14 protein-coding genes are annotated in these 19490 nt (G+C 44.7%); 6 read left to right on the forward strand and 8 right to left on the reverse strand.

The window, feature by feature from the left end; all coding sequences use genetic code 11:
• Window positions 1–243: 243 nt before the first annotated feature.
• Window positions 244–951: an oligogalacturonate-specific porin KdgM family protein gene (locus M9196_RS22160; RefSeq protein ID WP_250619678.1), complete on the reverse strand. Its 708-nt coding sequence runs from the start codon at window positions 949–951 to the stop codon at window positions 244–246.
• Between the two features lie 806 nt (window positions 952–1757).
• Here M9196_RS22160 and M9196_RS22165 point away from each other — a divergent pair.
• The gene (locus M9196_RS22165; protein ID WP_250619679.1) at window positions 1758–3533 is read left to right on the forward strand and encodes a sodium:solute symporter family transporter; all 1776 of its coding nucleotides are present in this window, start codon (window positions 1758–1760) and stop codon (window positions 3531–3533) included.
• 110 nt (window positions 3534–3643) lie between these two features.
• Here the strand turns inward: M9196_RS22165 and M9196_RS22170 are convergent, their stop codons facing one another.
• The 6 genes from M9196_RS22170 to M9196_RS22195 all read right to left on the reverse strand — a co-directional run bounded on the left by M9196_RS22170 (window position 3644) and on the right by M9196_RS22195 (window position 12289).
• Window positions 3644–4192, reverse strand: coding sequence for a DNA mismatch repair protein (locus M9196_RS22170; RefSeq protein WP_250619680.1), 549 nt, complete (start codon window positions 4190–4192; stop codon window positions 3644–3646).
• A 3-nt stretch (window positions 4193–4195) separates the two neighbouring features.
• Window positions 4196–4582 (reverse strand): MAPEG family protein, encoded by a 387-nt coding sequence (locus M9196_RS22175; RefSeq protein WP_250619681.1) that lies wholly within the window; start codon window positions 4580–4582, stop codon window positions 4196–4198.
• 140 nt (window positions 4583–4722) lie between these two features.
• Window positions 4723–6906, reverse strand: a complete 2184-nt coding sequence (gene glgB, locus M9196_RS22180; protein WP_250619682.1) for a 1,4-alpha-glucan branching protein GlgB — start codon at window positions 6904–6906, stop codon at window positions 4723–4725.
• A gap of 312 nt (window positions 6907–7218) precedes the next feature.
• Complete coding sequence (malQ, locus tag M9196_RS22185) at window positions 7219–9396, reverse strand: 4-alpha-glucanotransferase (RefSeq protein ID WP_250619683.1); 2178 nt, start codon at window positions 9394–9396, stop codon at window positions 7219–7221.
• 97 nt (window positions 9397–9493) lie between these two features.
• Window positions 9494–11947, reverse strand: coding sequence for a glycogen/starch/alpha-glucan phosphorylase (locus M9196_RS22190; protein WP_250619684.1), 2454 nt, complete (start codon window positions 11945–11947; stop codon window positions 9494–9496).
• A 168-nt stretch (window positions 11948–12115) separates the two neighbouring features.
• Window positions 12116–12289, reverse strand: a complete 174-nt coding sequence (locus tag M9196_RS22195) for a hypothetical protein (protein WP_250619685.1) — start codon at window positions 12287–12289, stop codon at window positions 12116–12118.
• Window positions 12290–12509: 220 nt separating this feature from the next.
• On the opposite strand from M9196_RS22195, the gene malT reads away from it, so the two are divergent.
• From malT to rodA, 4 genes are all read left to right on the forward strand, one after another.
• Window positions 12510–15218: an HTH-type transcriptional regulator MalT gene (gene malT, locus M9196_RS22200; RefSeq protein ID WP_250619686.1), complete on the forward strand. Its 2709-nt coding sequence runs from the start codon at window positions 12510–12512 to the stop codon at window positions 15216–15218.
• 141 nt (window positions 15219–15359) lie between these two features.
• A complete protein-coding gene (locus M9196_RS22205; protein ID WP_250619687.1) occupies window positions 15360–15767 on the forward strand; it encodes a hypothetical protein in 408 nt (135 codons plus the stop codon).
• Window positions 15768–15824: 57 nt separating this feature from the next.
• A complete protein-coding gene (locus M9196_RS22210; protein ID WP_250619688.1) occupies window positions 15825–16502 on the forward strand; it encodes a DedA family protein in 678 nt (225 codons plus the stop codon).
• A gap of 165 nt (window positions 16503–16667) precedes the next feature.
• Window positions 16668–17750 carry a rod shape-determining protein RodA gene (gene rodA / locus M9196_RS22215; protein WP_250619689.1) on the forward strand — a complete coding sequence of 361 codons (1083 nt, stop codon included), beginning with the start codon at window positions 16668–16670 and terminating at the stop codon, window positions 17748–17750.
• A gap of 187 nt (window positions 17751–17937) precedes the next feature.
• On the opposite strand, the gene M9196_RS22220 is transcribed toward rodA, so the two are convergent.
• Window positions 17938–18420: a MarR family winged helix-turn-helix transcriptional regulator gene (locus tag M9196_RS22220; protein ID WP_250619690.1), complete on the reverse strand. Its 483-nt coding sequence runs from the start codon at window positions 18418–18420 to the stop codon at window positions 17938–17940.
• A 138-nt stretch (window positions 18421–18558) separates the two neighbouring features.
• Between M9196_RS22220 and M9196_RS22225 the strand changes: the two genes are divergently transcribed.
• Entirely contained in the window at window positions 18559–19452 is an 894-nt protein-coding gene (locus M9196_RS22225) for a DMT family transporter (protein WP_250619691.1), read from the forward strand.
• Window positions 19453–19490: the final 38 nt, after the last annotated feature.

The raw sequence follows: 19490 nt of genomic DNA on the forward strand, positions 1-19490 counted from the left end.
ACTATCGCGCTACTCATTGATTAAGGTTCAGTGATTAAACAATGCCCTTTGATTGTGTCCTGCACTTATCTCAATTTTTGTAAATAGTTCTATATGAGTCAAAAATATCCATTGCATTGAATGACTTATGACATCCCCTCCTCAACGCTACGCTCATTTTATTTATGACACAAAAAAGCCTCGATATTCTCGAGGCTTAATAATGGTCAAATGCACTCTTCGTTTAAGAGTTTGACACGTCGATTAAAAGCTATAGGTAAGACCAATACGGCTACGCAGCTCACGAGTCGATTTTTCTGAACTCGTACTCACATCACCGAACTCCACATAAGGAGCCCACTGACCCATAATATGGCGAATCGATGCATTCAACTCATAATTAGTATCGCCGTTGTCATAAATATTATAACCGTCCGCCTTATAGTAGTTACCTTCAAAACCAAAGCGCCAATCATTCATCGCATAGTTAATATTACCGGTAATACGGTGGCGGCGTTGATTAGCAGTGGTAACCACTTCACCAGCATCATTAGTATAATCACTATTTTGACGCATGTCGTATCGATAACGAGCACTCAAGCTCAACCCTTCAACACTCTCGAGTGCGTAAGTGGCGCGAATCTGGGGCTTGTAAGTCATACCGCTATCGCGGCCTTCAATTGGCATACCGTAAGTAAGCGTCCAATTATCATCAAGCTTATGACGATAATTTAGGCCAAGTTCCCAACCATTATTTTCTAAATTTTGTAAGAAGTCGCCATTTTGTCTATCTTTAAACTTCGCTTCTATATCGACTAAGAAATTACCGATATTATCCGCTAACTTTACACGTGTAGCATGTTGTTCAGTGTGATGCTTATATTCGTGACGAACATCAAATGAAGCAGCAGAAGCTGCTCCCGCCGTCATCACAGAAGCCATTGCTATAACAAGAGTTTTCATTTTAATCATGGTATTGATTCCATTTTCGGTTCACACACTGCTCGGAACAGGAGACAGTACAAATTTAAAACACCGCCTGATGTCTTAATGTATGACAATACTAATTATATTTTTAGTCGATAGATGTGAACCTGATCAATTTATTTTGGGAACTTCTTGACTTACAGCCAGTTACAATTTGCCGACTCATCATTAACATGCTGTTTTTCATTACTTTTTGAACTTGAACAGCAAGTAGTTGTTGTATTTTTTTGGGTAAAAATGTGGTGGGCCGCAAGATCTTGCAAATATTGACCTTCTCATTTGTATTACTTTATTATTTATGTGGTATTATAACTATCAGTTTATTACTCATATAATGAATCGCTATTAATTTAATAATAGCGTCCGGTAGCGGGAACCTACCCTTGCGCTCATGCAGATACAGGCTGTATGGGCGTTTTTTTTGCCTTCTGCAACCTCAATCCTAATTACCCTACATATTGCCCTACATATCTAGCCATCCTCTAAGCAAAAGAATCAATTAGACAGCTAGACCACAAATACGCCTTATTCTCTATTCTCAGAATAAAACTCAAATAACATAGAAACTAAAGCACTAAATATCAACAACTTAAAAACCGACACTCTAATTTCAGTCGCCAAATTCCGTTTATAGCTATCAGAAACGCTAACTTTGACAACGATCACTTGTATGACTAATTATCGGCCAACTTCTCCAACTCACGTCACGCATTTGGCTTATTGTAGTACAAGTGACCATTAATGAGCCTTATAGTGTGATTAACAAAAACACTAAAAATAAGGTCTCACAGATGGAACTTAATACTCTCATTGTAGGTATCTACTTCCTATTCCTCATCGCAATAGGATGGATGTTTAGAACATTTACCAGCACAACCAGTGACTACTTCCGTGGCGGCGGTAGCATGTTGTGGTGGATGGTTGGCGCGACAGCATTTATGACTCAGTTCAGTGCTTGGACGTTCACTGGTGCTGCGGGTAAAGCATTCACTGATGGCTTTGCCGTTGCAATTATCTTCATCGCCAATGCATTTGGCTACCTCATGAACTACCTTTACTTCGCGCCTAAGTTTCGTCAACTGCGAGTAGTGACGGTAATTGAAGCTATTCGAATGCGTTTTGGTAAAGTCAACGAGCAAGTCTTTACTTGGTCAGGCATGCCAAACAGTGTTATCTCTGCGGGTATTTGGTTGAATGGTCTTGCCATTATCGCATCAGGTATCTTCGGTTTTGATATGACCACAACCATTATTCTTACCGGCTTAGTGGTATTGATTATGTCCGTTACTGGCGGGTCATGGGCGGTTATCGCATCTGATTTCATGCAGATGGTTATCATAATGGCGGTTACCGTCACCTGTGCAATCGTCGCGGTTTATCACGGCGGTGGCGTTAGTAATATTGTTTCAAACTTCCCTACTGATTCATTTATTACTGGTGACAACCTAAATTACCTCAGCATCTTTAGTATTTGGGCCGTGTTTATCTTCCTAAAGCAGTTCAGTATCACAAACAATATGTTGAACTCTTACCGTTACCTTGCAGCGAAAGACTCTAACAACGCGCGTAAAGCTGCGCTTCTAGCTTGCGTATTAATGACTATTGGTCCAATTATTTGGTTCATGCCGAGCTGGTTTATTGCTGGTCAAGGCGTCGACCTAGCGGCACAATATCCAGAAGCAGGCAGCAAAGCCGCTGACTTTGCTTACCTATACTTTGTTCAAGAATATATGCCAGTAGGCATGGTAGGACTTCTTATTGCAGCTATGTTTGCCGCAACAATGTCTTCAATGGACTCGGGGCTTAACCGTAACTCTGGCATTTTTGTTAAAAACTTCTATGAACCGATTCTTCGTCCAAAAGCGACGGAGAAAGAATTAGTTGTGGTATCTAAACTCACTTCTACCTTCTTTGGTATTGCAATCATTCTTGTTGCGTTATTCATCAACTCCTTGAAGGGGCTAAGTCTGTTTGACACGATGATGTACGTTGGCGCGCTTATCGGCTTCCCTATGACCATTCCTGCCTTCTGTGGTTTCTTTATCCGTAAGACACCGGACTGGGCTGGCTGGGGCACACTCGTTGTGGGTGGTGTTGTCTCTTACATTGTTGGCTTTGTTATTACTGCTGACATGATTGAAAGCTGGTTTGGTCTTAATGAGTTAACGGGACGCGAATGGTCAGATCTGAAAGTGGCAATTGGTCTTATTGGTCATGTTATTTTCACGGCAGGCTTCTTCATTCTATCGACTTTATTCTATAAGCCGTTACCAGCACATCGTGAGAAAGACGTAGACAAATTCTTTACCAATCTGTCAACGCCTTTGGTCGCCGAGAGTACTGAGCAGAAGAAACTGGATAACAAACAACGCCGTATGCTGGGCTCTTTGATTGCCGTCGCAGGTGTAGGCGTGATGACTATGTTTGTATTGCCTAACCCATTGTGGGGACGCTTAGTCTTCGTATTGTGTGGCGTGATTGTACTTTCTGTTGGTTTACTACTTGTTAAAGCCGTAGATGACAAAGTAGAGCAGCCAGCTGAACCTCTTAATACAAGTAATAGTTAGTTAAGCGGTTAACAGTTCTAATCAACGGCCAACATGTTTGGCCGTTTTTATTGTGTAAAGAAAGCCATTAGTAAATCAGAACATCTCACTTATCGTTATAAATCCTCAAACTAACGTCGCGATAAGTCTCTAGCCAATATTAGCGCTAAGCCAAATACCTGGAGGAAAAGGGCAATATCTTTGTAAAACGCCATGTCCTTCTCGATCAATTGCATCTCTTCTGTCAAAACCAAATTCTCTAAATACCAGTTATCAATGATGTCCCTTTGAGCCTGCTGCGACAGATCAATGAGTCGCATTAATTCGTCAAGATTAGCCATGGTCAACGTGGGCACAGGCCCAATGACCCAGGACGACAACTGATTGGCAACCGCATTTTTAATCACACTATGTTTTGGGTCAGGTAATATTTCTGAAGCGTCTACTAACATTTCTGACGCCTCTAAATGCAACAGTACCCCTTCACGCTTTCTTTCTAAGGTCTCGACCTTATCCCATGCCAATTGAATGGAGTATTGGTTTGCGGCTTTTCTGTCGTCTAGTTGTGTCAAGTCAGTCGCCATCTTATCGAGCACTTGGCTAGATAACACGATTGCCATCACGTTAAGCATCAGTCCAATAGACACTGTCACCCATGTTGGGGGAAATTTGACGGTCATAGACTAGAGAAGGCGTTCGAAAGGTAAATAGAACAAGTTAGAGATAATTAAGCCAAGCATCACTGCCAATGTGAGTTGCATCCCCAACACTCGTCCCTTGAATTTCTTGGATAAAATACCGTGAGCATGCAGCACTCGTCCAATAATGAAGGCACAACCCATAATATGAACCCACAGCAATGGCGCCCCGTTAAATTCGACTAACGCCATCAAGATAAGCGTGATAGGAATATAGTCGACAGCGTTACCGTGAGCACTGCGGGCGATTTGCAACCCTTCGACGCCCCCGTCGGCATAAGCGACCTGATTACTTCTACGCTGTTTAATGACTTGTACTGACAACCAAATCATCAATACCGCTAATAATGACGCATACAAAGCAGTGACCATTAATAATCCTTATTTCTTAATGTGTTATTTATCGTGTTAACGCGTAATGTTTGAGTGTAGAACAGTCCTTAATTTTCTCCAGATAAAACAAAGCCCAGCAAATGCTGGGCTTAATACTTATGCTAGTTTTAACGCTTGCACTAACCTTTGTATTTATAGAACACGGTGGATAATGGCGGTAGACGCAACGCTAGCGATTGAGGTTGTGATTCACTTTCTACCCCTTCACTATTCGCAACTTTAGTGACATCAAAACCACTACCCGCGTATTTCTCATCGTCCGTATTCAGCAATAGCTCATAGCTTCCCGCTAGGGGCACCCCTAAACGGAACGCTTCATGCGGGACAGGAGTAAAGTTTGATACCACCAACACACGCTCACCATTATCACTAATACGCTCATGGGCAAGAATACTGGCTTCGGCAGCATCTTGCAGGCGCCACTCAAAACCTTTTGGATCCGAGTCTAATTCAAACAGCGCTTTTTCAGCTTGGTAGAGTTTATTAAGATCTCGCGTGACAGATTGCACACCTTGGTGGCGCTCAAATTCCAACAAGAACCACTGCAATTGGTCATCATGATTCCATTCGCCTGTTTGACCAAACTCCGCCCCCATGAAGTTCAATTTCTTACCTGGTTGCGCGTACATGTAACCTAAATAAGCTCGAAGGTTAGCCGTTTGCTGCCACTCATCACCCGGCATTTTGTTATGAATAGAATGTTTACCGTAAACCACTTCATCATGAGATAGCGATAAAACATAGTTTTCACTGTGAGCATAAACCAGTGGGAAGGTGATCGTATCGTGATGATACTTACGGTTAATGGGATCTTCTTGGATATAAGAGAGACTATCGTGCATCCAGCCCATATTCCATTTAAAGCCGAAGCCTAAACCACCCATAAAGGTTGGAGCAGAAACACCAGGGAACGCTGTCGATTCTTCCGCTATCGTCATCGCATTTGGGAAGTGCTTGTATACTTCTTCGTTCATCCACTTCATGGTGGCAATCGCATCATAGTTTTCACGACCACCGTCTGCATTTGGAATCCACTGGTCATGACTACGCGAATAATCGAGATACAGCATCGACGCAACGGCATCGACGCGAATGCCATCTATATGGAATTGTTCGAACCAATAAAGCGCATTCGACACTAAGAATCGTCGAACATGTTCACGACCTAAATCGTAAATGTACGAGTTCCAATCTTGATGCCAGCCGCGACGTGGATCTGGGTCATGAAACAATGGCGTACCATCAAAGTTAGCTAAACCATGATCATCAGAAGGGAAGTGCGCAGGCACCCAATCCAGTACAACACCTAGTCCCGCTAAATGACATTGCTCAACAAAGTATTTAAAGTCATCTGGTGAACCAAAACGGCTGGTTGGCGCAAACAAACCAACCGGTTGATAACCCCAAGAACCATAAAATGGGTGTTCCGATACTGGCATCAACTCAACGTGCGTATAGCCCATATCGGTAAGATACGGAATTAACTCACTCGCCAATTCGCGGTAGTTAAGAAACTCTCCTTGAGCATTGCGCTTCCAAGATCCCGCATGCAGTTCATAAAACGACAGCGCTTCTTTTCTTTTTTCCGTCACCGGACGGTTTTGCCATGCATCATCTTGCCATTGATAACGGCTATGATCATAAGTGACCGACGAGAACGACGGGTACTGCTCTGAATAGAAGCCCCACGGATCGGCTTTATGAGGCAAGCCCTCTCCGTTTGGACCTTTCATTTCAAACTTATATTGTGCGCCTTCAGCAAGTTCAGGGATAAAGATCCCCCAAACACCGTAATCGAGACGCTGCATTGGGTTGCGACGCCCATCCCACTCATTGAAATTTCCGACTAAGCTCACTGCCGTCGCATGAGGGGCATAAACAAGAAAACGCGTGCCTTGAACTTGCTTACCGTCACGTTCCAAAGAAACAAACTGCGACCCCATATGGTGATACATCGCCTTTGGGGTATGCAACTCTTCGTATTCTGCGTACAAAGCATGATACTGATACGGGTCATCAATAATCTGCTCAGTACCATTCCAATCAACAGCCAACTGATAATGGGTGTATCTCAAATCGAGGTCTGATTCTAAGACAAAACCGGATGCCGCTTCTCGGATAAGCGGTAGGCGTTCGCCCGATGCCAAAATCACTGTCACATTATCCGCACCTGGAATCCAAGTACGAAGTGCAATACCGTCATCTGGTAAATAGGGACCTAAGAACGAAAACGGGTCTGCAAATGCTGCATTCGACAGTCGTTCATACGCCTGTTCTTGTCTTTTAAGCCTTGTTTTATTCAACGTTCATCTCCCTCGACCAAATCTGTCTCCTAATTGTAATTTTTAAGCATTAGAGACTTCATAAAAAAGCCCGCGCAAGGCGGGCTACCAGCAATCTTTCATTGTACTTAAATCCCGTTATACAGGAAGTGATTCATTCGTGATTTTCGGGTGCAAACGGTCATAAAACACAGGTTTGACACGATAAACTCATCACCACAGACTCACTATGGCGAATGACTTCAATTGCATATAAATACAAAAAAGCACAGCCTTCAGAAACGCAAGTCATTTGCGCTTAATTATGCTGTGCTTCTGCCATCTGCTGGACGATTATTCGCTAGCGGTACTTCTCACGTGCGACAAGCTTTTTGCAATTCGGTTGACACTTTCTTTTGCAAAAACTTCATCTAAGTTCATCGATAATTTACGACGCCAGTTAGGGTATTCGTTAACGGTGCCCGGAATATTAACCGGCTTATCCATTTCTAACCAATCTTCAAGCTGAACACTTAACAGCGTTGATGAACCCGCACCAAGGTGCAATTGCAGCGCTTCGCTTAAGTAGGTATCCATTGGGACCTTACTTGCGTCACGTCCTACCCCTTCTGGTAAGTATCCATGCCAAGCAACACTATCCAAAATACCTTGTTTGCATTCTAAGCGATCGTTAAACAGCTCTTTCAGCTGTGCGGCATCTGGATACAAACCAATCTCTTGACCCATCTTCAGATCATCACAATGCCAAAAACCACGTAAGGTTGGCATATCATGAGTACACAATGCTGACATTGACTGTTCTGCATAATGCTTAGGTGAAATAAACCCACCATCTTCTGCGGTTTCAAAGAAGAACACTTTGTATGAATGCACGCCCGCTTCACGTAAAATAGCCACGATTTCGTCTGGTACGGTTCCTAAATCCTCACCAATCACACTACACTGATGACGGTGAGACTCTAGCGCTAAGATGGCTAGCATATCCGCTACTGGGTAGTAGATATACGCTCCTTTTGTTGCACTTTCACCTTTCGGAATCCACCATAAACGCAACAGACCTAAAACATGATCTATACGTAATGAGCCACAATGCTTCATGTTGGCACGTAATAGCTTGATATAGGCATCATAAGACGTCGCATGTAATGCTTGTGGGTTGAGTGGTGGTAGACCCCAGTTTTGTCCTAGAGGCCCTAAAATATCTGGTGGCGCACCAATACTGGCATCCATGACAAGGTCACCATTATCTGCCCATGTCTCAGAGCCAGAATCTGCCACGCCAACCGCAAGGTCTCGATACAGACCCACCGCCATACCCTTCTCTTCCGCTAACGCCTGAGCTTCATTAATTTGCGTATCCGCAATCCACTGTAAGTACATGTATAAATGTACTTTATCTAGATTATCAGTAATAAACTTCTGGGTGGCAGCATTCTCAAATCGACGGTACTTGTCAGGAAAAACAGGCCAACCCCAAACGCTAGAATCCGCGGCATGAAGATCAGCATGAATGGCATCAAATGCGGCTTGATGCATTAAGCTCTCGCCACCTTGTTCAACAAAATCCAAGAACATCGCAGCGCGTTCCGTTTGTTTGTCTAGATGACGCTGTTTAAATTGGTCAAACAATAACGGCAACACACTCATTTTGAGTGCCGCAACTTCTGTGTAATTGACCCAATGAGAATCACGCGCTTTCTGTAAACGAGCTTGGAACTCCGAGCTCCCTACTTTTTGTTGTGCATCGGCACTTAACGCAAACTCTGGTACTGAGCTCACATCAATATATAAAACATTCAACCAACGACGTGAAGACGGGCTATAAGGACTCGCGCCTTCTGGGTTTGCAGGGAACAGCGAATGAATGGGGTTTAAACCAACAAAATCACCGCCACGAGCAGCAATATCATTCACCAACTGTTTTAGGTCACCAAAATCGCCAATGCCCCAGTTATGCTGAGTACGAAGGGTATACAGTTGAACACTTGGTCCCCAAAGCTTTTTCCCTTGCTCGATTTGAGACTGCTTGAAACAGGCCTTTGGTGTGCGAATCAGGGTCATCTCATATGGCGTCTTGCGACGTTTTCGCTCTAAATAGAGTTTGTGGTAACCCCAAGCTAAATCATTTGGTAACGAAAATACTAAAGGGCCACCCTCGGCGCGCTCATCACGAACGATTTGAGACTGAAGATAGCCTTCAAGTACTTCTCCCTGCTCTGTTTCTAGACGCCAACTAAAATCACTCTCACGAGCACTAGCGCCAAGGTGAAGTTCCACCTCAATCGCATCGCCGTCTTTCACGACTAGTACGGGCTCAAGCACTTCTTTTTTGTGTTTTCTCTCTGCTGATTTCAGCAAAGTTTCATCGTTGGTGGTGTCATAGCCTAGAGACGCAAGCAGACGAAGAATAATATCATCTTCAACTTTCGCTTCACTGCCCCACGCACTCACGTAGCTGTCGGCTATTTTTGCCATTTCAGCAACTTGCTTTAATGCTGTTTGTTCTGTCATCGCTCTCTCCGAAGGACGTCTATTACCTTCAAATCGGTAGGGTAATTAAATTATCAAAATAGGAAAAGCCAAGGCACGAGGCCTTGGCTAAACTTGCTTAGCGAGAAACCGCTTCAAGCTTCCAGATGTTGTTCACATAGTCGCGTATAGAACGATCGGATGTGAATTTACCAACTAAGGCCGTATTCAAAATAGCCTTCTTCGCCCATCCAGCTTGGTCTTGGTATTGCTTGCCCATGTCTTCATGCGCTTGCACGTAGGACGCAAAGTCCGCCAAACATAGGTAAGGGTCACCGCCATCTAGCAGGCTATCGTAGGTCGCACGAAGTAAACCCGGTTGACCTGGTGAGAACTCCTCACCTAACAGTAAATCTAAAGAGGCTTTTAGCAGTGGGTCAGCATTGTAGTAATCATAAGGGTTATAACCTTGTGCTTTCACCGCTTGAACACCATCTACATCCAGTCCAAAGATATAAATATTCTCATCGCCAACTTCTTCACGAATCTCAACGTTTGCACCATCCATCGTACCGATAGTAAGCGCACCGTTTAGAGCCATCTTCATGTTGCCCGTACCTGACGCTTCTTTACCAGCCAGTGAGATTTGCTGAGACACGTCTGCTGCAGGGATGATAATTTCAGCCATGCTGACGCGGTAATCAGGAATGAATACCACTTTCAGTTTGTTACCGATACGTGGGTCGTTATTGATCTTCTCTGCAATCTTGTTAACCGCGAAGATGATTTCTTTCGCTAGGTGGTAACCCGGCGCCGCTTTTGCTGCGAAGAAACATACGCGTGGCTCACACTCGAAACCCGGTTCATTAAGAATACGGTGGTACAGAGATAGAATGTGTAGCAAATCTAGGTGCTGACGCTTGTATTCGTGAAGACGCTTGATTTGAACGTCAAAGATAGCGTTAGTATCTAGCTCGATACCCATATTCTCTTGAACCCAATCAGCTAGGCGCTGTTTGTTTTCTTTCTTAACAGCCATGAATTCTTTTTGGAATTTCGCGTCTGTTGCGAACTGAGCGATGCCTTCTAGCTGCTCAAGTTTTGCTGGCCACTCAGTACCGATCTTACCTGTGATTAACGTAGATAGACCTGGGTTACAGAACTTCAACCAACGACGTGGCGTGATGCCGTTCGTTACGTTAGTCAGTTTGCCTGGGAAGATTTCGTTGAACTCAGGGAACAAGTCTTTCTTAACCAGTTGTGAGTGAAGTGCCGCTACACCGTTTACTTTGTAAGAACCAATCACACATAGGTTTGCCATGCGAACCATACGGTGGAAGCCTTCTTGAATGATAGAAAGCTTCGCTTGCTTCTCACCATCACCCGGCCACATCTTGCGAACTTCTTGCATGAAGCGGTGGTTAATTTCAAAGATGATTTCCATGTGACGAGGAAGCAGACGGCTGATAAGAGATTCAGACCATGTCTCTAATGCTTCTGGAAGTAGTGTGTGGTTCGTGTATGCGAACGTGTGAGCACTGATTTCCCACGCTTGGTCCCACGTTAGACCTTTCTCATCAATTAGGATGCGCATTAATTCAGGAATCGCGATCGTTGGGTGCGTATCGTTAAGCTGAATCGTTTCCTGCTTAGGAAGATCCGCTAGTGCAAAACCAGCCGCTTCGTGACGACGTAGAATATCGCGAACCGACGCTGCAGAGTGGAAGTACTGCTGCATTAGACGTAGAGTCTTACCTTTTTCGTGGTTATCGTTCGGGTATAGGACCTTCGTGATGTTACCAGCATCGATGAGCGAGTGTTGCGCTTCGAAGTAATCGCCGTTGTTAAAGCTTGCTAGTGAGAAAGGGGCAATAGCCTGACATTCCCAAAGGCGCAGCGGGTAAACGGTGCTGGATTCGTAACCTACGATAGGCAGATCCCAAGGCATTGCTTTTACTTCCATGCCAGGAACCCAAGTACGTACTTCTTTACCGTCAATGAATTCAACATCTACATGACCGTAAAAGCCAATCTGTTGTGCTAGCTCTGGACGAGCGACTTCCCATGGGTAGCCTTCAACACCACGCCATGCGTCAGGTGCTTCTTTTTGACGGCAGTCTTGGAAAGATTGCTTAAATAAACCGTATTCATAGTGAAGACCGTAGCCCACTGTTGGGTATTCTTGAGCCGCACAAGAGTCCATAAAACAAGCAGCAAGACGACCAAGACCACCGTTACCTAGCGATGGGTCACGTTCTTCTTCAAGCAAGTCCGTTAGGTTATGGCCCAACTCTTCCATTGCTTGAGTGATTTGCTCATACAGACCCATACTGATCAAGTTGTTACCTGTCAGGCGGCCAATTAGAAATTCTAAAGATAGGTAGTTAACGCTTTTCGCATTTTTGATGCGTTCGTCTGACTCAGTTGCAAGTAGGTCAAAAGTGGTGAGCTCTGCCAACGCTCGACCCATTGCCAAATACCATTGGCGCTCGGTCGCGGTTTCTACTGTGGTTGCGTAAGTAGCAGATAGGTGCTTTTTAACACTGTCTTGGAAAGAAGCTTTATTGAATTTTTTCTGTTGCGCAGGTTTCATTAAGAAATCTCACTTTAAGTTTTATCCATCTGTCACATATCGTGCATGGTGACGTCTCCTTAAACATCCTCCTATTTCCGACTCCATGGAGGATGAGTGACGAGGGCGTAGAGGGCGTACTCCCCTTCATAGGGTGATCAACATCTCATTACGCTCGAGCTTTGGCTTTTATCCGGTGATACCGATCACGCCAACGTCATCTTCACTGTAATCGCTAAGTAAGACCGTACGGTTAATTAGATGCATATCAGATTCAATATTTGAGCCTGAGATCACAATTATCTCTGAAATTTTCCCTAAACAAGCCGTTTTTTTGTATACATGACGCCAAGAGCTGACCATCAACAGCCACCAAAACGTGACACCTATCACATAGTTGCGGCGTAGCTGAGGTTGAAAATGATTTGTGCACGAAATTTAGCCATTGATCAAACATTGTAGAGACGAACCTCGATTACCATCAGGTGACATCGTTAAATCGTTCAATTTCATACCTAATTTCGCCATCAATAACGCTAACGGTCAGCTCATACACCTACTATAAAAATGACAGGAAATATCTATGTGGATTCCTTCAAAATTAACTCGTCCTGGACGCCTGCATAATGCGATCGTTCGCCCACGAGTTTTGGATCTGCTTTCGCAGGCCCCTTTTTACAAGCTTGTTCTTTTTCGCTCCCCTGCAGGGTACGGTAAAACCACCATGGCGGCTCAGTGGTTATCAGACAAACCACATGTAGGCTGGTATAGCATTGATGAAAGTGACAATGACTCATTTCGCTTCGTTAATTACCTACTTCAAGCCATTAACAAAGCCACGGGCAATAGTTGCCCAAATTCTCAAAAGCTGGCAGAACGTCGACAGTTTTCATCGCTGCATTCACTACTTGGCGAGGTGTTTTCCGAATTAACCGTTTACCACAATGAATGCTACGTTGTGCTTGATGATTATCATCTCATCTACGATGAAGACATTCATGAGGCAATGCGTTTTTTCCTCAAACATATGCCAGATAATATTACACTCGTTGTCACCAGCCGCGGCAACCCACCGCTGGGTACTGCCAACTTGCGCGTACGTGATCTTATGATCGAAATCGGTAATGAATTGCTCGCGTTTGACACCGAAGAAACCACACGATTCTTTAACCTTCGTCTAGCCGATGATATTGATGATGAAACCGCAAATTCTCTCAGAACCTATGTTGAAGGCTGGCCATCCGCGTTGCAATTGTTCGCGCTGCAAGCGCAACACCAAAAACGCACATTAGCGCAATCTGTGGAAACAATATCGCAATTTAACCACGCGCACCTTTGGGATTATCTCATTGAAGAAGTCTTTGATTTATTGGATAAAGACACCCGAAATTTCCTGATGCAATGTTCTGTTTTAGACCATTTCAATGATGACCTTGTTACGGCATTAACCAAAAGAAATGATGCGCTAAGTATGATTGAATCCCTCAATCGATTTGGCTTATTTATTTACCCGCTTGAAGGCGAAAACAACTGGTTTAGGTTCCATAATCTGTTTGCTGAATTTCTCTCACATGAGCGTAAAGCGCGCATCCCCCAACAAGAACTGGATCTTCACCTTGCTGCTGCTCAAGCTTGGCTTGAGCAAAGCGCTCCTCACCAAGCACTGAGACACGCTAGATTGGCTGCCAACAGCGAGCTTGTGGTGACGATTCTCAATGAGTTTGGCTGGAAAATGTTTAATCAAGGTGAGCTTGAAACGTTAGAAGAAGCGATTAAAGTGCTAAGCGACGACCAACTTTATAGCCACCCTCGCTTATGTATGTTGCAAGCATGGCTTGCGCAAAGCCAACATCGTTACAACGAAGTGGGTGAGCTAATAGCCAAGTCAGACGAGGAAATGGCCACTCGCAGTATTGAGCGCTCTCAGAAAGAAGACGGCGAATTTAACGCACTTCGAGCGCAAGTCGCCATCAACCAAAACTCACCAGAAACAGCGTTAGAATTGGCGGAGTTAGCCCTTGGTGAACTGGACCACTCGGTTTATCGTAGCCGTATTGTCGCCACCTCAGTGGTTGGAGAGGTCAACCACGTCACAGGGCAACTCAGCCGAGCGCTGCCTATGATGCAGCAAACGGAGAAACTTGCTCGTCAATATCACGTTTACCACCAAGCGCTATGGGCACAGCTACAACAAAGTGAAATATTAATCGCACAAGGTTATGTACAAGCCGCGTACGAAGTGCAAGAAAGTGCGTTTCGTTTAATTGAAGAGCAACAGTTACATCAAGTCCCAATGCACGAGTTCTTACTGCGTGTCAGAGCGCAAATCTTATGGTGTTGGAACCGCCTTGATGAAGCCGAAGAATGCGCATACAAAGGGTTAGATATCCTTGGAAAGCACGAGCCAAGCAAGCACCTACATAGCTATTCAATGATTGCTCGTATTGCTATTGGACGTGGCGAATTAGATAAAGCGTCTAAGACCATCGAACAAATCCAGCACCTAATGAAAGAGTCAACTTACCACGTTGACTGGACGGCAAACGCTTCACTATCTCTATTGCTCTATTGGCAGGCCAGAGGAGATTCAGACGCGATTGAGCAATGGCTTGAAACCGCGATTAGACCGGAAAACGCATGTAATCACTTTCTACAACTTCAATGGCGTAACATTGCCCGCGCTCAAATTAGTCTCGGACAATTTGATGCCGCAAAGGAAACCCTCGCGTTTTTAGCCAAAGAAGCAGACACCTATCAATTGATCACCGACACCAATCGAAATCTGATAGTTGAAGCGATTCTTTGGGTTCAACTTGGTGATGACGACGCGGCGAAAGTGCGCCTAAAAGAAGCACTAGTGCTCACTAACCAGACCGGTATGATTGGCAACTTTCTGATTGATGGTAGCACGATTGGTCACTTACTTGAGAAGCTCGCTTCTCGTTCCGAGCTTGGCGATCTTGAGCGTCACCGCGCACAGCTGTTGATGAAAAATATCAACACAACCCAACGCAGTCGCTCGGTACACTTTAATGAAGAGTTCGTAGAGAAATTAGTCAATCACCCTAATATCCCGGAGTTAGTACGTACTAGCCCGCTAACTCAACGTGAGTGGCAGGTTCTAGGGTTAATTTACTCAGGGTTTAGTAATGAGCAAATTGCGCAAGAGCTTGATGTTGCGGGTACCACGATAAAAACACACATTCGTAACCTTTATCAAAAATTGAATATTGCGAACCGTAAAGAGGCCATCAGCACCGCAGAAAATCTGCTGCAATTAATGGGTTATTAAGTTCTTTGATACATAGTGCCCCCAGTTATCATTCGCTAGGGGCACTCATTAAAATGTCGCACGCTCAGATAAGATAAGAAAGATTGCTTTTTTTTGTGGTTAGCAGTACATATAAGCAGATTCCCTTATAAGGCGCTTAGCGTGCAACGACGACTCGATACATTCCCTTTTATCTTGGCACTATTTACGGTATCGCTATGCACGGCGATATTGTTATTTAGCTTATTGTTATTTAGCTATATCGCCGATATCAGTGACTCGGGAAATCCTCCGCATCAAATCACCACCGTCAACCCCGAGCGGGCGCCTCATATCGACAACGACACACAACTGCTGCGTAGCTCAACCCTACGAGTGCCGCAGCAAAAAGCGCAAACGCATACCAAAGCAACGCTTCCGTGGCCAGTGATGATATCAGCAATGACGCTATTTACTGCGGGCTATCGATTCACTCATCACACGCCACGAAGCTACCTTTCTTTTGAAAATAATCGCCTTGCTGGCTGGCAAGATACCAACCTACAGTTTCGTTTTATTCACTCACGTTAACCGCTTCATTGTTTTTGCTATAACTCCTAATTTTATTGCAGGTTCATTGGAGCAACTATGTTTGAAGCTATCCAAGATGTCTTGATTGCCCTTTGGCATCAAGACTTTAACGCGTTACTCGCGCCAGAAAGCGCGATCCTAATTTACGTTCTCGTGACTTTTTTTATCGCACTAGAAAGCAGCTTTTTACCCGCAGCGCCTCTTCCATGTGACAGCGTGGTGGTCTTAGTTGGCACCCTCTCTGCCGTTGGGGTACTCAATCCTGTCGTGGCGTTTTCATTGCTTATTATGGCAGCGGCCATAGGCAGCTGGTTGGCATATTTACAAGGGCGCTGGCTCAACAAACTGCCTATCGTAAAAGGTTGGTTCGCAAAAGTGCCTGAGAGCAATATGCGAATGGTCGACAACCTACTCTGCCGACATGGCTTAGTAGCGTTGTTTAGCGCTCGTTTTGTTCCTTGCGTACGTTCTTTGGTTCCTATGGTCATGGGAATGCGTGTCCAAGAAACACCACGATTCCACTACTTTTCTTGGCTAAGTGCCGCCTTGTGGGTTGGGCTATTGGCGGGTGTAGGATTTCTCTTACCATCCTTGCCTGAACCCATCAGCCGCTTCACCACAATGGCACTAATGGCAGCCCCAATCATTACCCTGTGCGCTGCAATTTTTACTTTCCTAACTTGGCGAGCTCGTCACGCCATTCGCGGGCTCAAACAAGCGATGAAAAAAAGTTAATCTGGTCCATTCGGTTACCAATATTGTTAACTCGTGAGGCCATTAACGGCTTCACCATAACGCCCCCCTAAACCATAAATGAATCAGCCTAACTCAGAGTTGACTGATTCAATACTCAACGAATAGTGGTGACGATTCTCTGCGCCACTTTTACCGGGCAATAAATTGAAAAAGTACCTCTTCCCTCAACTTGATTTATTCATCGTCATGGCCATTTTGGCGCTCATGCTGCTTAGCACCATCACCATATGGAGCGCCAGTGGATTCAGTGAGTCTGTCATTACTAACCATCTCATTCGATGCGCTATTTCGTTAGCGTGTATTTTGATTATGTCGGCCATCCCGGCGAAACAATATCGCCGCTTTTCACCTTACCTATATTTGGTCACGGTGAGCCTGCTCGTGGCGGTGGTGTTCGCTGGCGACAGCACAAACGGCTCTCAGCGCTGGCTGTCTATCGCGGGCTTTCGCTTCCAGCCCTCCGAATTAGTTAAACTGGCCATCCCTATGATGGTGGCTTGGTTTGTACAAAGAGATGGCGAGCGACCAACTGGCACTCGAATTTTTTACGCATTGTTGCTCACCGCCGTTCCGACCGGATTGATCTTTATTCAACCCGATCTCGATGGCGCCATTTTTGGCGTTATTTACATGCTGTTTGTACTGTATTTTGCTGGCATGAGTTGGAAGATTATTGGCGGCTTTGTTGGCTTAATTACCACCCTCCTTCCACTGCTATGGCTCTTCGTTATTGAGACTTATCAGAAGAAACGAATTCTGCAATTCCTGAATCCAGAAAGTGACCCCTTAGGGGCTGGCTATCAAATTATCCAATCACATATCGCCATTGGATCTGGTGGGATAACGGGTAAAGGTTGGGCGAACGCCACGCAAAGCGCACTGGGGTTTATTCCTGAAAGTCATACCGACTTTATTTTTTCTTCCTATGCAGAAGAATGGGGGTTTATCGGCTGCGTACTGCTGCTGTCTTTGTACCTCTTTATTACGCTGCGGACACTGTGGATTTCGTGCCAATGTCATCATGCCTTTGGCAGACTGGTTTGTGGCTCGTTAGCATTGAGCTTTTTCCTGTACGCCTTTATTAATACCGGCATGGTCAGTGGGCTACTCCCTGTAATGGGCAGTCCACTTCCTTTCTTTAGTTATGGCGGGACGGCCATGATTACCCAAGGCATCTGTTTTGGGATTATTATGTCTCTATGCCGAGCACCATCTCGATTCGCTTAACATGGTTTCCAGCAACGCTAATACGTTGGCTGCTAATACATTGGCTGCTAATCAAACCTGGGACGACAATTAGCACCTTTTCAGCAGCCCTTATATAGACAAAACACCAGTCATACTCAGAATATAGTGACTATTTTTATTAAATGAGCCGCTGAAAAGCGGCATCAACTGGCTAAAACATCATGTTCTATTCGAACTGTGCCAACCAGTGTTTCAACAACTGATTAATATTTTTCTTTTGGGGCTTGGACAAGGATTTAACCAACGTTTGTTGTACCTCAACATGCTCTTCCATCATCTTATCAATTAACACGAGTCCTTCATCTGTCAACTTTACTCTCACGCTTCGTCTGTCTTCTTTACTGTGCGTTCGAGAGATGTACCCCTTAGACTCCAACTTATCCATACGGTTTGTCATCGCACCAGAGGTTAACATCATAGAGTTAATCAGTTCAGATGGCGTCAGTTGATAAGGGCTCCCACTGCGTCTAAGCGTTGCAAGCACATCAAACTCTCCCATTTTCAAGTCATATTTTTTATGAACTTCAGCAACTTGGGTTTCCATATATTTCGCAAGACGCATCATTCGACCCATCATGGCCATTGGCTCAGTTTCTAATTCTGGCTTCTCTTTCGCCCATTGCGTGACTACACGATCTACAGCATCCATTGGTGTTACTCTCCATTAAGATAACGTTCGTTGAAAATGATAACGCGCGTCAAGATTACTTTAACGTTAAGATACTTTACATTATTCAATTTTGCTAGTACATTTACGGCAAATATCTTAACGTAAAGATAAATAGCCATGAACATATTACTTGCAATGATACCTGCTTTCTTTTGGGGAACGACTTATGCTGTGACCAAATTCTCCCTGCCCGATTGGCCACCCATTCTACTTGGTGCATTGCGCGCGCTACCTGCGGGGTTACTATTGCTCGCGGTAAAACCTACTTTACCGAAAAAGGGTGACTGGCAAGTGTTATTTAGCCTTGGCTTAATCAACATTGCGACTTTCTTCGGCCTCATTTTTGTCATGGCACAAACACTCCCATCCGCTATTTCTGGTGTTGGAATGGTCTCGGTTCCTGTATTCGCTATGTTATTTCACTGGCTAGTAGGTAAACGCAAACCTAGTTGGATTCAAGCAATAAGCGGATTGGCATTAGTGGTGTTAGCCTATTTCTTATTTTCACCTGGCTCTATGACCCTTAATCCTATTGGACTCGGTGCGATGCTTGCAGCCATCATGTGTATCGTCGTCGGCAGCAGCATCACCAAGTCTCTTGGTAGCCGAATGCACTGGTGGACAGTCCTAACGTGGCAATTAATTTTAGGGGGTATCATGCTAACAATCGCGGCCAGCATTCATATGACTGTCGCGCCATCGATTTACCTTGATGTTTACCATAACTTTAACAGTAAAAACTTAATGGGATTACTGTGGGTAATCGGTCTTAATACCGCTCTTGGCTACGGCATGTATGTCTGGCTATTACAACGAATGACAGTGGTCGATTTCACCTTCGGCGGTATTGCCAACCCAATCGCCGGTATCGTATGTGGGCTTATTTTACTTGGGGAGTCTTTCACCCTACCGCAGTATTTGCTTATGTCTGGCATGATCGTGACGTCACTATTGCCACAAGTCATTCTCGCTATTAGGCAAAACAAACCCACCCCCCTTACTCAGCGGTAAGGCAGTACGTTCTTTATCAAGCTCGTTCAAACAGAAAA

This window comes from Vibrio methylphosphonaticus (assembly GCF_023634655.1).
Taxonomy (GTDB): Bacteria; Pseudomonadota; Gammaproteobacteria; order Enterobacterales; family Vibrionaceae; genus Vibrio; species Vibrio methylphosphonaticus.